General features: G+C 62.9%; 15 protein-coding genes and 1 pseudogene. 6 read left to right on the top strand and 10 right to left on the bottom strand.

The annotated features are described in order from the left end of the window. Nucleotides 1–272 precede the first annotated feature (272 nt). Nucleotides 273–2,111: a dihydroxy-acid dehydratase gene (gene ilvD / locus ACU8HS_RS01305; RefSeq protein WP_112572277.1), complete on the top strand. Its 1,839-nt coding sequence runs from the start codon at nucleotides 273–275 to the stop codon at nucleotides 2,109–2,111. 58 nt (nucleotides 2,112–2,169) lie between these two features. Here ilvD and ACU8HS_RS01300 read toward each other — a convergent pair whose 3' ends face one another. Further along, on the bottom strand, nucleotides 2,170–2,574 hold the full coding sequence (locus ACU8HS_RS01300; RefSeq protein WP_112572275.1) for a GFA family protein: 405 nt from the start codon (nucleotides 2,572–2,574) through the stop codon (nucleotides 2,170–2,172). A 75-nt stretch (nucleotides 2,575–2,649) separates the two neighbouring features. Between ACU8HS_RS01300 and ACU8HS_RS01295 the strand changes: the two genes are divergently transcribed. Further along, nucleotides 2,650–3,102: a MarR family winged helix-turn-helix transcriptional regulator gene (locus tag ACU8HS_RS01295; RefSeq protein ID WP_112572274.1), complete on the top strand. Its 453-nt coding sequence runs from the start codon at nucleotides 2,650–2,652 to the stop codon at nucleotides 3,100–3,102. Nucleotides 3,103–3,108: 6 nt separating this feature from the next. Here the strand turns inward: ACU8HS_RS01295 and ACU8HS_RS01290 are convergent, their stop codons facing one another. Then, nucleotides 3,109–3,459 (bottom strand): lysozyme inhibitor LprI family protein, encoded by a 351-nt coding sequence (locus tag ACU8HS_RS01290; protein WP_112572323.1) that lies wholly within the window; start codon nucleotides 3,457–3,459, stop codon nucleotides 3,109–3,111. 279 nt (nucleotides 3,460–3,738) lie between these two features. Between ACU8HS_RS01290 and ACU8HS_RS01285 the strand changes: the two genes are divergently transcribed. After that, on the top strand, nucleotides 3,739–5,139 hold the full coding sequence (locus tag ACU8HS_RS01285) for a DegQ family serine endoprotease (protein ID WP_112572272.1): 1,401 nt from the start codon (nucleotides 3,739–3,741) through the stop codon (nucleotides 5,137–5,139). Beyond that, nucleotides 5,136–6,452, top strand: a complete 1,317-nt coding sequence (locus tag ACU8HS_RS01280; protein ID WP_112572271.1) for a replication-associated recombination protein A — start codon at nucleotides 5,136–5,138, stop codon at nucleotides 6,450–6,452. Before ACU8HS_RS01285 ends, ACU8HS_RS01280 begins: the two co-directional genes overlap by 4 nt. A gap of 18 nt (nucleotides 6,453–6,470) precedes the next feature. Here ACU8HS_RS01280 and ACU8HS_RS01275 read toward each other — a convergent pair whose 3' ends face one another. The 7 genes and pseudogenes from ACU8HS_RS01275 to ACU8HS_RS01245 form a co-directional block, all read right to left on the bottom strand. After that, nucleotides 6,471–6,773 carry a DUF1883 domain-containing protein gene (locus tag ACU8HS_RS01275; RefSeq protein WP_112572269.1) on the bottom strand — a complete coding sequence of 101 codons (303 nt, stop codon included), beginning with the start codon at nucleotides 6,771–6,773 and terminating at the stop codon, nucleotides 6,471–6,473. Between the two features lie 124 nt (nucleotides 6,774–6,897). Beyond that, nucleotides 6,898–7,155 (bottom strand): hypothetical protein, encoded by a 258-nt coding sequence (locus ACU8HS_RS01270; protein WP_112572267.1) that lies wholly within the window; start codon nucleotides 7,153–7,155, stop codon nucleotides 6,898–6,900. A 21-nt stretch (nucleotides 7,156–7,176) separates the two neighbouring features. Continuing rightward, nucleotides 7,177–7,362: a hypothetical protein gene (locus ACU8HS_RS01265; protein ID WP_112572264.1), complete on the bottom strand. Its 186-nt coding sequence runs from the start codon at nucleotides 7,360–7,362 to the stop codon at nucleotides 7,177–7,179. Between the two features lie 122 nt (nucleotides 7,363–7,484). Beyond that, nucleotides 7,485–8,406 (bottom strand): annotated as a pseudogene (gene dapA, locus ACU8HS_RS01260) (4-hydroxy-tetrahydrodipicolinate synthase). Between the two features lie 9 nt (nucleotides 8,407–8,415). Beyond that, nucleotides 8,416–8,562 carry a hypothetical protein gene (locus tag ACU8HS_RS01255; RefSeq protein ID WP_377310335.1) on the bottom strand — a complete coding sequence of 49 codons (147 nt, stop codon included), beginning with the start codon at nucleotides 8,560–8,562 and terminating at the stop codon, nucleotides 8,416–8,418. 115 nt (nucleotides 8,563–8,677) lie between these two features. Further along, nucleotides 8,678–9,682 carry a ketopantoate reductase family protein gene (locus ACU8HS_RS01250; RefSeq protein ID WP_447015282.1) on the bottom strand — a complete coding sequence of 335 codons (1,005 nt, stop codon included), beginning with the start codon at nucleotides 9,680–9,682 and terminating at the stop codon, nucleotides 8,678–8,680. Between the two features lie 153 nt (nucleotides 9,683–9,835). Beyond that, the gene (locus tag ACU8HS_RS01245; protein WP_447015281.1) at nucleotides 9,836–10,675 is read right to left on the bottom strand and encodes an SDR family NAD(P)-dependent oxidoreductase; all 840 of its coding nucleotides are present in this window, start codon (nucleotides 10,673–10,675) and stop codon (nucleotides 9,836–9,838) included. A gap of 124 nt (nucleotides 10,676–10,799) precedes the next feature. Between ACU8HS_RS01245 and ACU8HS_RS01240 the strand changes: the two genes are divergently transcribed. After that, nucleotides 10,800–11,687 (top strand): LysR family transcriptional regulator, encoded by an 888-nt coding sequence (locus ACU8HS_RS01240; protein ID WP_447015280.1) that lies wholly within the window; start codon nucleotides 10,800–10,802, stop codon nucleotides 11,685–11,687. Nucleotides 11,688–11,749: 62 nt separating this feature from the next. Here the strand turns inward: ACU8HS_RS01240 and ACU8HS_RS01235 are convergent, their stop codons facing one another. Further along, entirely contained in the window at nucleotides 11,750–12,172 is a 423-nt protein-coding gene (locus tag ACU8HS_RS01235; RefSeq protein WP_377310328.1) for a lipocalin-like domain-containing protein, read from the bottom strand. A gap of 319 nt (nucleotides 12,173–12,491) precedes the next feature. Between ACU8HS_RS01235 and ACU8HS_RS01230 the strand changes: the two genes are divergently transcribed. After that, nucleotides 12,492–13,421: an alpha/beta hydrolase gene (locus ACU8HS_RS01230; protein WP_447015937.1), complete on the top strand. Its 930-nt coding sequence runs from the start codon at nucleotides 12,492–12,494 to the stop codon at nucleotides 13,419–13,421. Nucleotides 13,422–13,440: the final 19 nt, after the last annotated feature.

The following is a 13,440-nucleotide window of genomic DNA, read 5'->3' as shown; positions in this document are numbered from 1 at the left end:
CAGCGCGCTTTGGATCAGTGTGTATGCCCTGAATATTAGCGCGGAAAAGCCAATTTTTTGTGTTCGCCCGTGATGGAATAAACCGTAACAAAACGACGCTTGCGCTCGTATATGCCTGATGGTGCTGCCCGTACCGCTTTGGGCATTCCCGGTAGTGACAGGTTGGGGCGATTGGATTAGGACAATTCCAAAAAGCAGCGACTGCCCGGCCTTCGCAAATCCCTTGCCGCCCCGCATCGCCAGACAATTCCTGGATATTGAGGAAGATACCGATGCCAGCTTATCGTTCCAGAACCACGACCCACGGCCGCAACATGGCGGGCGCGCGCGGCCTTTGGCGCGCTACGGGCATGAAGGATTCGGATTTCGGCAAGCCGATCATCGCGGTGGTGAACTCCTTCACCCAGTTCGTCCCCGGCCACGTTCACCTCAAGGATCTCGGCCAGCTCGTCGCCCGCGAAATCGAAGCGGCCGGTGGTGTTGCCAAGGAGTTCAACACGATCGCCGTCGACGACGGCATCGCCATGGGCCATGACGGCATGCTCTATTCGCTGCCTTCGCGCGAGCTGATCGCCGACAGCGTCGAATACATGGTCAATGCCCACTGCGCCGACGCCATGGTCTGCATCTCCAACTGCGACAAGATCACTCCCGGCATGCTGATGGCCTCGCTTCGCCTCAACATCCCGACCATCTTCGTTTCCGGCGGCCCGATGGAAGCCGGCAAGGTCGTGCTGCACGGCAAGACCCATGCGCTCGATCTGGTCGACGCCATGGTGGCGGCCGCCGACGACAAGATCTCCGATGAGGACGTCAAGGTCATCGAACGTTCGGCCTGTCCGACCTGCGGTTCGTGCTCCGGCATGTTTACCGCAAACTCCATGAACTGCCTGACGGAAGCGCTCGGCCTGTCGCTGCCCGGCAACGGTTCGACGCTGGCAACGCATGCCGACCGCAAGCGCCTCTTCGTCGAGGCCGGCCACCTGATTGTCGATCTCGCCCGCCGCTATTACGAGCAGGAGGACGAGAAGGTCCTGCCGCGCACCATTGCCTCCAAGCAGGCCTTCGAGAACGCCATGGCACTCGATATCGCCATGGGCGGCTCCACCAACACGGTTCTGCACATTCTGGCGGCCGCCCATGAGGGGGAGGTGGATTTCACCATGGCCGACATCGACGCGCTGTCGCGCCGCGTTCCCTGCCTTTCCAAGGTCGCGCCGGCCAAGTCCGACGTGCACATGGAAGACGTCCACCGCGCCGGCGGCATCATGTCGATCCTCGGCGAACTCGACAAGGGCGGCCTGCTCAATCGCGATTGCCCGACGGTCCATGCCGAAACGCTGGGTGATGCGATCGACCGCTGGGACATTACCCGCACCAACAGCGAGACGGTGCGCAAGTTCTACCGCGCCGCGCCGGGCGGCATCCCGACCCAGGTGGCCTTCAGCCAGGAAGCGCGCTGGGACGAACTCGACACGGACCGCGTCGGCGGCGTCATCCGCTCGGTCGAGCATCCGTTCTCCAAGGATGGCGGCCTTGCCGTTCTCAAGGGCAATCTTGCGGTCGACGGCTGCATCGTGAAGACGGCCGGCGTCGATGAATCGATCCTGAAATTCTCCGGCCCGGCCAAGGTCTTCGAAAGCCAGGACGCGGCCGTCAAGGGCATTCTGGGCAACGAGGTCGTGGCCGGCGATGTCGTCGTCATCCGCTACGAAGGCCCGAAGGGCGGCCCCGGCATGCAGGAAATGCTCTATCCGACGAGCTACCTGAAGTCGAAGGGCCTCGGCAAGGCCTGCGCGCTGATCACCGACGGCCGCTTTTCCGGCGGCACGTCAGGTCTCTCGATCGGTCATGCATCGCCGGAAGCCGCCAATGGCGGCACGATCGGCCTCGTGCGCCCGGGCGACATGATCGACATCGACATCCCGAACCGCACGATCAGCCTGCGCGTCAGCGATGCCGAACTTGCCGCTCGTCGCGCCGAGCAGGACCAGAAGGGCTGGCATCCGGCCGAGCCGCGCAAGCGCAACGTCTCCACCGCGCTCAAGGCCTATGCGGCCTTCGCAACCAGCGCCGACCGCGGCGCCGTTCGCGACCTGAACGGGCGCTAAACTGTCCTGTTGAGGAATGCCTGGAGCCGCTGATCAGGAGTCAGCGGCTCTTTCGTTTTCACAGATGCCGCGTCTCCGCCGGCACGGTCCACCAGCTGTTGTTCCTGCCGTCAAAATATTGCACCGGCGCTTCGGCAAGCTCGGCGGGATCGAGATCGTCCAGGCAGGCGAGATTGATCGACACATAAGCGCCGCCGATGGCCTCGACGTAGCCGTCCCCATAGGCCGCCACCCCGCAATTGGCGCAGAACCTGTGATGGCCGGACAATGTGCCGAACTGGTAGTCGCTGATGCCGGTTTCCTCGCAGAGAAGGCGGAAGTCCTCGGGCTTGATATTGGCGCCCCAGTAGCGGCGCTTCCAGCAGATCGAGCAGTTGCACTTTCCCGTCCCTGCCTGCAGGTCAATATCGGCCTCGTAGCGGATCCGGCCGCAATGGCAGCTTCCGTGATAGGTCTTCTTCATGTGCTCCTCCTTGCGTGTTGCTGCATCATATGACAATATATTGTCATTATCGGTGAGTGACAATATGTTGTCAAGATGACGAAAAACCGTAGCCCTGACGGCGACGCCTTTGCCGCCCTTTCCATCGCGGTCCTTCGCCTTTCCGCCCATTTGCAGGCCGAGGGCGATGCGCTTGCCAAACCCGCCGGGCAGACCAGCGCGCGCTGGCAGGTCCTTGCCGCTGCCGATCACGCGCCGATGTCGGTTGCCGACGCGGCGCGGGCGCTCGGTCTGGCGCGCCAGGGCGTGCAGCGCATCGCCGACCTCCTGGAGGGAGAGGGGCTGATTGCCTACCGCACCAACCCGGTCCATCAGCGCGCCAAGCTGATGGTGTTGACGGAGGCGGGGAAGAGGGCGCTTGCCGACATTTCCGCCCGCCAGGCCGTCTGGGCAGACGAACAAGGCGCCATCTATGGCGAGGAAAGGCTGCGCCAGGCCGCCAGCCTCATCAACGAGGTGATTGCCGGTTTCGAGGGCCGGGCAGATTGAACATTCTCAGAGCGGACGATTGATGTTCCTGTACGTCCCGTCGAGCTGTTTCAGCCGCTCCTGGTAAGCGGCGCCAATGCAGGCGGCATCCGCGCCGCAGGCCTGCCGCTTCTTCAGCCAGGCGGTCTGCTCATCCTGCAGCGTGCCGCGCGCGCCCATGGCGAGCAGGCCGGACAGCAGCTCGAAGGTCGTCACCATCTTCACATCGGCATCGTTGAGCGACCGGTTCTCACAGATCATCTTCTCATCCGGCTGCAAGGCCTTTGCATCGCAATCGAAGCTCGCCGCCTGTGCGCCGTGCGATGCAAATGCGAAAAGCGCAGCACAGGCTGCGGCTGTTGAAATGGTGCTCTTCATGATCTCTCCCACTGCAAGAAAGCTCGGTTGCGGCTCCACGGCAAAGATGATGCAGGTCCGTTTTATGGCAAGGATCAAACCCGTCTGCCTGTCATCAAGACGACGTCCCCATGTGGTGACAGATTCCTGCTTTTGAGCTTGGATATCAGCGACATGCCGGATTTTCCTGATTCGGATTCGCGAATCCGTGATGCCTCGATCTTCCATGCTTCCGCCCTCTTTCCTTTCTAGCGTCGGGCGCTACAACATTTTTCGTGAAAGCATTTCAAAAGGATTCCCATGCAAGGCCTGTTCAAACACGCCTCCGTTTCTCTTCTGGCATTGACGCTCCTGCTGCCGGCCGTTGCCGAAGCGCAGACCAGGACCGTGCCGGAAAGCCAGATGCAGATGCAGCTTTCCTTCGCGCCGCTGGTCAGGCAGACGGCGGGCGCCGTCGTCAATGTCTATGCCGAAAAGACCGTCCAGCGTCAGTCGCCCTTTGCCGGCGATCCCTTCTTCGAGCAGTTCTTCGGCCAGCAGATGCCGAATCGCACCGAAAAGCAGTCTTCGCTCGGCTCCGGCGTCATCGTCGAGGCGAACGGCACCGTCGTGACCAACAATCACGTCATCGAAGGCGCCGATGACATCAAGGTGGCGCTCTCCGACGGCCGCGAGTTCCCCTGCAAGGTCGTGCTGCGCGACGACCGCGTCGATCTTGCGGTGCTGAAGATCGACAGCAAGGCCGATTTTCCGACCTTGCCGATCGGTAATTCCGATGCGGTGGAAGTGGGCGATCTCGTGCTGGCCATCGGCAATCCCTTCGGTGTCGGCCAGACGGTGACGAGCGGCATCGTGTCCGCACTGGCGCGCAACCAGGTCGTCAAGAACGAGTTCGGCTTCTTCATCCAGACGGATGCCTCGATCAATCCCGGCAATTCCGGCGGCGCGCTGATGAACATGAAGGGCGAACTGATCGGCATCAACACGGCGATCTTCTCGCGCGGCGGCGGCTCGAACGGCATCGGTTTTGCCATTCCCGCCAATCTCGTCAAGGTCTTCCTCGCCTCGGCCGATTCCGGCGTCAAATCCTTCGAGCGGCCCTATATCGGGGCGAGCTTCGATCCGGTGACGTCAGAAGTTGCCGATGCGCTCGGCCTCGACAAGGCGCGCGGCGCGCTGATTGCCAAGGTCACGGCAGACAGTCCCGCTGCCAGGGCCGGCCTCAGGGCGGGCGAGGTCGTCACCGCTGTCGATGGCGTCCCGGTGGAACATCCGGATGCGCTTCTTTATCGGCTGACGACGGCCGGCCTCGGGAAGTCGGCCAACCTGACTGTCGTGGAGAACGGGCGCGAGCAGCAGGTGACGCTTGCCCTTGCCCGCGCGCCGGAAACCCGGCCGCGCGATCAGCGCACGATCGGCGGACGCACGCCCTTTACCGGTGCGGTCGTGGAAAACCTTTCGCCGCGTGTGGCCGACGAGCTGAGGATGCCGCTCGATTCGACCGGTGTGGTGATCTCCGACGTCCAAGGCGGGTCTCCCGCTTCCCGTCTCGGCTTCGAGCCGAAGGATATCATCGTGTCCATCAACGGGGCGGAAGTGAAAACCAGCCGCGACCTGCAGGAGATCGCCGATTCCGATCCGGGCCTCTGGCGCGTCGAGATCGAGCGCGATGGCCAGCGCATCAGGCAGTTCTTCCGATGAGTGACGATCTCTTCGCGCCGCGTGTTCCGGAAGAAGTCGCCAGCCGGCGGCCGCTTGCCGATCGCCTGCGGCCGAAGACGCTCGGCGAAGTCACCGGTCAGGAACATCTGACCGGCGAGGATGGCGTTCTGCGCCGGATGATCGCGAGCGGTTCGCTTGGCTCCATGATTTTCTGGGGTCCGCCCGGAACCGGAAAGACCACGGTCGCCCGCCTGTTGTCGGGCGAGGCGGGCCTGGCGTTCGAACAGATCTCGGCGATCTTCTCCGGTGTCGCCGATCTGAAGAAGGTCTTCGAGGCCGCCCGCATGCGCCGCATGGACGGCCGCCAGACATTGCTCTTCGTCGATGAGATCCATCGCTTCAACCGCGCCCAGCAGGATAGTTTCCTGCCGGTCATGGAGGACGGCACCGTCATCCTCGTCGGCGCCACCACGGAAAACCCGTCCTTCGAGCTCAATGCCGCTCTCTTGTCGCGTGCGCGTGTGCTGACCTTCAAGTCGCATGACGAAGAAAGCCTCGAGGAATTGCTGAAACGAGCCGAAACGGTCGAGGCAAGGCCGCTGCCGCTCACCGAAGACGCGCGTGCCAGCCTGATCCGCATGGCCGATGGCGACGGCCGCGCGGTGCTGACGCTGGCCGAGGAGGTCTGGCGCGCAGCCCGCGAGGGCGAAACTTTCGACACGGAAGGCCTGACGCGCATCGTCCAGCGCCGCGCCCCCGTCTACGACAAGGCGCAGGACGGTCACTACAATCTGATCTCCGCACTTCACAAGTCGGTCCGCGGCTCCGACCCCGATGCCGCACTCTACTATCTCGCCCGCATGTTCGATGCCGGCGAGGACCCGCTCTATCTCGGCCGGCGGCTGGTGCGCATGGCGGTGGAGGATATCGGGCTTGCCGATCCGCAGGCGCTGGTCATCTGCAACGCCGCAAAGGACGCCTATGATTACCTGGGCTCGCCCGAGGGCGAACTCGCGCTTGCGGAGGCCTGCGTCTATCTCGCGACCGCTCCGAAATCGAATGCCGTCTACAACGCCTTCAAGGCGGCGACGATCGCCGCCAAGCAGAACGGTTCGCTCCTGCCGCCGAAACATATTCTCAACGCGCCGACCAAGCTGATGAAGGGCGAGGGATATGGCGAAGGCTACCGTTACGACCATGACGAGCCGGATGCCTTCTCCGGCCAGGATTATTTCCCGGAAAAGATGGGCCGTCAGACCTTCTACGATCCGCCCGAACGCGGTTTCGAGCGCGAGATCCGCAAGCGGCTGGACTGGTGGGCGAAGCTTCGCAAGGAGCGCAATCCCCGCTGAAACCGGGCCGCGCTGAGATCAGGCGCGCTTCTGCGCGGCCGGGGCGGCGATCAGCTTGACGGAGGAATCCGCCAGTCCGTGATGGCCTTCCATATCGACGACGATATGCCAGTGCCCGCTTTCGGGAATGGCGAGCCTGACCGGCGACTTGCGGGCGACGCCGCCGATATATTTGAAGTCGAGCACTTCGGTGAACCGCTGAAAATTCGGTGCCGTCATCAGCCGCACATTGTTCACGGCGCTCAGCGACACCTCGATGATCGTTCCGGCGCGCTGTTCCTTGAGATCATAATGGGTGAAGCGGAAGTTCGGTTTCGGCATAGGTCTCGCGGCATATGAAGTCTCTGTATGCGGGACTTTATCAGGACGCGAGTTAAGGAAAAGTTGGAAATCGGCGCTGCGATGCCGTTCCTGCTGTGCCAAAATGGCAGGAACGGCACAGTATTTAGTGGATATTGCCGGAACTGCGCGCAAGAGGTGCAAAATCGAGCGTCGTACCGGCGCGGCAGATTTCATCCGGATTGTGGTTGCACTCTTCCGCCGCGAAATGAAGGGCGGCTGCCTCGTTGATGAAGAGACCGCCGACGCGCCCCTCGCGATCCTGGACGATCCAGCGGCCGCCCTTGTCGCGGCCGACGGTGAAGCGGGCAGGGCGCGCGGTGCGGTGGGCCGGAATCTGTCGGCGTTGCTGTGCATTTGCCATTGTCGTGATCCTATCCGGCGCTTACTGCGAAATCAGGTGGAAGCTCATCTGCACGAGCCCGGCAAAGGCCATCACGGCGCCGAGCCGCGGTGCGACGGCAACCATGCCGGCAAGCAGCGGATGGGAGGGATCGGCCACAGCCGCGTGGGCGATTTCGCCACGTTGCAGCGGGTCGGTCTTGGCATTGGTATCGGTCAGGCGTGACATCGTTTGTCCTTTCGAAGTCTAACTCAACCGCCGTTTGGTGGTCCCGGCGGTGTCACGCTCATCAAGATAGATGCCGGCGGATAGGGTTTCCATTTGCCGCCGGAACCGAAAACATTAAAATCTCATAGGGATAGCGCCATGCGCGCGGCGCTGTCGCCAATGAAGGGGGCAAGCGCCTCGGCAATCGCGCAGCGGCTTTCGGCCTCGGCCGGTACAAGCGGCAAGCGAAGATCGGGCTCAATACGGCGCAGCGCCTGCAGCCCAAATTTCAGCCGGGCAGGATCCCCCTCCGAGCCCAGCGCCAGCAGTAGCGGGTACAGCCTGTCGCTGAGCGCAAGCGCCGCCGAGATATGGCGGCCATAGGCCGCCTGCTGCAGCGAGGTGACGAGTCGCGGAAGGAGATTGGCCGCTGCCGACACAATGCCGTCGCCGCCTGCGAGATGGAAGGAAAGCGCGGTGGCGTCGTGAGCGGACAGGAAGCGAAAGCGTTGCCGCAGGGCCCGGTGGCAGGCCGGTGAAGCGGGCGATGTCGCCGCTCGAATCGACGATCGCGACGATTGTCTCGAGATCGGCCAGCCGTTCCAGCGTCTCCACCGTCAGGTCGCTTGCCGTGCGGGCCGGCGCGTTTTCGATGAGGATGGGCAGGTTGCTGGCTGCCGCGACCTGTCGGAAATGGTGGAGAACGCCCTTCTGCCCCGGCTTGGAATAATAAGGCACAGTCACCAGCACGGCGCGGGCGCCGCATTCTTCCGCGTCCCGTATCAGGCCAATCGTGCTTTCGGTGCAATTGGTTCCGGCCGCGGCGATCACCGGAATACGGTCCGCCGCGGTCCGGATGCAGATGTCGAGCGCCATGCGGCGTTCCTGCGGCGAGAGGCTCGGCCCTTCGCCCGCCGCCGTGCAGATGGCAAGTCCATCGACACCGCTCAGCACCTGCCATTCAACAAGGTCTTCCAAAGCCGCGCCGTCGATTTCGCCCTTGCGGAACGGCGTCACGAGCGCGGTGATCGCGCCGCCGGCGCGCATGTATCCTTCGCTGTTCATGATGGGGCGTCAGAACGAGCCGAGGATCACGTAGAGTTCGACGCAGGCAAGCACGATGCCGAAAATCATCAACGCCTGGGCCGTGCGCTTCTCGCGCATCTGCCGCTTGCCCCGCGTGATGCGGTGCGGGCGAAGCGGCAGATAGTGAGGGGACATGACATCTCGCATGGCAGTGACCTTTGCTGTTGCGGCAAAGGCTACTGCTGTCGCCGATAGGAATTCCATTCGGGGTGGCGGGCGAAGATATAGGAATTGCATAAAGGGGCTGGTGTCAGCCGCCGCGCTGGTTTTCCCTGTCGAGCTGCGTCACCAGTGCCAGCACGACTTCCGAGACGGGCGTCGGCACATTCGCGGTGCGGCCGAGGGCCACGACCATGCCCACAAGCGGCACGATTTCCAGCGCCTTGCCGGCAAGCAGGTCCTGCAGCATCGATGTGCGCACCGGGCCGATATGACGCGACTGTTCCAGCCTCTCGTCGATGGTGATGTTGAATTTTGCGCCGAGCGCAGTGCCGACCGCGCGCACTTCCTTCATGATCTTGCCGACCATGGCGAAGAGCGCCGGATCGGCCATGATGTCCGTCATCAGGGCGCGCGTCAGGGCGCTGATCGGGTTGAAGGCCGCGTTGCCCGTCAGCTTGCTCCAGATCTCGTCGCGAATGCGCGGCGTGGTCGAGACATTGAGACCCGCCTTGGCAAAGAGGCCGGCAATGGTTTCGAGATCGGCCGACATCTCGCCCGAGGGTTCGCCGAGCACGAAACGACCGTTGTTGGAGAGGCGGATTTCGCCGGGATTGACGACTTCGGCCCCCTGCAGCGCCACGCAGCCGATGACCCGCTGCGGACCGATCAGCCGCCACAGCTTGCCGCCGGGGTCGAGTTCGTCGAACTGCAGTTCCGCATGGCCGCTTTGGCCGTCGCGATGGAAATACCACCAGGGAATGCCGTTCAGCACCATGACGACGCGCGTATCGTCCTTCAGGAGCGCGGCCATGCCTTCGGCAGCCGGGGCGAGCTGGTGGCCCTTGAGGCCGGTAATGATGAGGTCCTGCGGCGGCAGCGTGGTCGGATCGTCCGTTGCCGTGATCCGCACATTGATCGGTCCGTCGGCTCCCGCTTCATGCAGGCAAAGGCCGTTCTTGCGGATCGCTTCCAGATGCGCGCCGCGGGCGACGACAGAGATGGTCGCGCTGTCGCCAAGACGGCTCGCGAGTTTGACCGCAATCGCGCCTCCAAGGGCGCCGGCCCCGTAAATACAAATGGATGTGCTCGCCATGCCTGCCTCTTCCTCTTCGTGATAACGCGCTAGACATAGGCCATTGCTGCGGCGCGGCGAATGAAAAACTTGCCGCCTGGACGCGTTTCACGCCGAAATGAAAACAAGCGCACCGATGGCGCGCTTGTTGTGTCTGGGGAAGGTCGGGCCTTTTCAGGCCGTCTGCCCGAAGTCGGTGGAGACGGCGAGCGCGCGCCACTGGGCCAATTCCTTTTCCACCCTGGCATGTTCTTCCTCGATCTTGGCGACCGTATCCGTGCCGAAGGGCATGCGCAGCGGCGGGTTGGCGGCGTTGACCATCTCGATGATGCCGGCCGTCAGCCTGGCCGGGTCGCCCGGCTGGGCATGGTTGGCGCCGGCTGCGAAATCGCGCATGTTGCCGGCCGGCGTGCCGACATAGTCGGGGATGGAAGCCGGGCTGACCGCCAGCGAATTGTCGTGCAGGAAGTCCGTGCGGAAGAAGCCGGACTCGACGATCGTGACCTTGATGCCGAAGGGCTCGACTTCGGTTGCGAGGGATTCCGACAGGCCTTCGACGGCGAACTTGGTGGAGCCGTAGACACCCCAGCCGGGGAAGCCGGCATAACCGCCGATCGAGGAGAAGTTCAGGATGTGGCCCGAACGCTGGCGGCGCATATAGGGCAGGACCGCGCGTGTCACTTTCAAGAGGCCGAAGACGTTGGTGGCGTAGATCTTCTCGATCTCTTCGGCCGTTGCTTCTTCCACAGCACCGAGCAGGCCGTAGCCGGCATTGTTGGCGAGAATGTCGATGCGGCCGAAGCGGGCGATGGCGGCAGCGGCAGCCTCCTTGGCCTGCTCTTCATTGGTGACGTCGAGGGCGACGGCAAGCAGGTTCAGATGATCGCCGAACTGTTCGGTGACGGTCATCGGGTTGCGGGCAGTGGCAACGACGGCGTCGCCGGCAGCAAGAGCGTCCTTGGTCATCAGCGCGCCGAAGCCGCGCGATGCACCCGTAATGAACCAGACTTTCATGGCAATGTCCTTTCCTCGGATTGTTTGTTTCAGCAGTGCGTTGCTGACGGAGAGGAATTTGACGCAAATCCGGCTCATGTATAAGATTTGTTATTTGAGAGACTATGATGAGCAAAATTCAGCAATGAGAGCAACCGAGCTTTCCGAGATGGCGGCTTTCGCCGCTGTCGCCAGGCACAAGAGCTTCCGCAAGGCGGGAGAGGAGAGGGGTGTCACCGCCTCTGCCATCAGCCACGCCGTCCTCAATCTGGAGGACCGCATCGGCATCCGCCTCTTGAACCGCACGACCCGCAGCGTCTCGCTGACGGAGGCCGGCGAGCTGCTGCGCTCGCATCTCGATTCGGCCTTCGGCGAGATCAGTTCCGCCCTCGATGCGCTGAACCGCTTCCGCGATACGCCCTTCGGCCGGGTTCGCATCAATGTCGGCAATTCCATAGCGCCCTTCGTCGTCGGCCAGATCATCGGGCCGTTGCTGATGAAGAACCCCAATCTGCAGCTTGAAATCGCGGCGACGGACCGGCTGGTGGATATCGTCGAGGAAGGCTTCGATGCCGGCATCCGCTTTGGTGAGCGTGTCACCGAGGGCATGATCGCCGTGCGCGTCAAGCAGCGCTTGCGCCTTGTCGTCGTGGGCTCTCCCGCCTATTTCGAAACCCGGCCGAAGCCGGTCACGCCGCATGATCTGAAGCGCCATATCTGCATCCAGAACATGTTCCCCTCGGGTGCGCGTTACCCCTGGGATTTTGCGAGGGACGGTCAGGCCATCACCTTCCATCCGAGCGGCCCGCTCTCGCTCGACGACCACGAACTGATGACGGCAGCCGCCTTGAGCGGTGTGGCACTGGCCTATGTCTGGGAGGGCAGGGCGGCGCCGCTGATTGCGAGCGGCCAACTCGTCCAGGTGCTGGACGACTGGTGCCAGCCGGAGGAGCCGCTTTATCTCTACTATCCCAGCCGGCGGCATATTTCGGCGGGCTTCCGGACGGTGATCGACGCAATCCGCGGCGACTGAAACAATTCAAGGACCTGAAGCACAGGAGAGTGAATCCGAAGGATCGCGACATCTCCTGGCGCTCAGAGTTTGCGGAATTCCAGCCGGTAGACGACATCCTCTCCCGTCACAGGATCGATGCCGAGCGCATCGTCGATGACGAGCATGTCGCCCTCGATATGCACCGGGCGGATAAGAGGGCGCTCCCATGTCGGGTTCCAGGCGGCCTCGACATGATGGATCACCTTATCGCCTTCCAGCGTGTAGGAAGCCGTATAAGCCAGCATCGTATCGAAAAGCGCGGCCTTCTCATCGTCGCTGGGGGCTTTGCCGTTGGGTTTCGGTCGGCGCCGGTTGGTAACGAAAGCCATCATCCGGCCATCGGCATGATAGGCGATATATCCGATGGGATCGGCACCCATGGCGTCGCTGACTTCTCCCGTCGCAACGACGGTTCTCGTCCACGAAATCATGCGCCACGTCCCAAGCAGGGCGGCTTTGTCCATGATCGTCCCCTCCTTAAAGTAGTCTAGCACAACCAATAAATGCAGACTACGAAGCGGGAGCCTTTCCTGGTCGGAATGCTCCGATCTCAGCGGGAAAGCGCGGAGCGATCACCCAAAAACTGTCTTTTGACTCTCGGTGGCGAAGTGGTGAAGATGCGCCGCACGAAGAAAAGCAGCGCCGGAGGGGCGAATGAGAAAGCCGGTTTATTCTGCTGGCAATGAATGGAAAGTGGAATGTCGTCATGCGCTGCTGGCGGTTTTTTCGGCCGCGGTTCTGTTTGCCTTCCCCACGGCGGCACAGGAAAAACCGGCGCGCGACATGCCGGCACAGACGCCCGCCTCGCATGAGCAGGTCGAAAAATTGCTCTCGCGCTGGCAGGAGCATTTCAAGGACACTGCAGGCCTGCGCGACCGCCGCGCCGCCTTTCGCGATTTCATGGCATCGCTGCCCGAGCCGACGCGCGTCCAGATCCGCCATGTCGATGCCGATGGGGTCGATGCCGAGCTTATCTGGCCGGCGCGCCTTCATCATCCGATCGGCCGGCGTGCGATTCTCTTCATCCATGGCGGCGGCTTCTACAGCGGCTCCATTCGCACCCATCACCTGATTGCCGGCTCGCTTGCCAAGGCCGCGTCGAGCGATGTGCTGCTCATCGACTACAGGCTGGCGCCCGAATATGGCTATCCCGCGCAGGTCAATGATGCGCTGACCGCTTATCGCTATCTGCTCGACAACGGCTACAGCAACGGCAATATCATCCTTGTCGGCGATGGCGCCGGCGGCAATCTCGCCCTTGAGGCCGTGCTGCGGCAGATGCGCTCCCGCCAGCCGCTGCCGGCCGCCGTCGTGGCGCTCAGTCCCATCACCGACCTCTCCGCTTCGGGTGCATCGGTCACGGCGAATGCTGCCAACGATCCGGTGCTGGACAAGGACGCGCTGGAGGCGCTGCGCAAGGCCTATCTCGGCAACAATTCGGCGACGGATCCCGATATTTCGCCGCTTTACGCCAATCTGACCGGTTTTCCGCCGCTGCTGCTGCAGGTCGGCTCCGGCGAGCTGCTGCTTGACGACACGCTGCGGCTTGCCGACAAGGCGCACAAGGCCGGTGTCGATGTGACCGCCGAGGTCTGGCCGGGAATGCCGCATCAATGGCAGCTGTTCCCCTCGGTGCTCGATGACGCCGACCGCGCCGGCCAGAAGATCGCCGAATTCGCGATCGCGCATTTTGCGGACCCGCCGGCACCGTAAGCGCCGATCCCACAGCATG

This window comes from Rhizobium sp. KDH_Rht_773_N (assembly GCF_052946295.1).
Note: the sequence above shows the minus strand (reverse complement) of the source record. Positions and strands in the feature narration are given on the sequence as shown.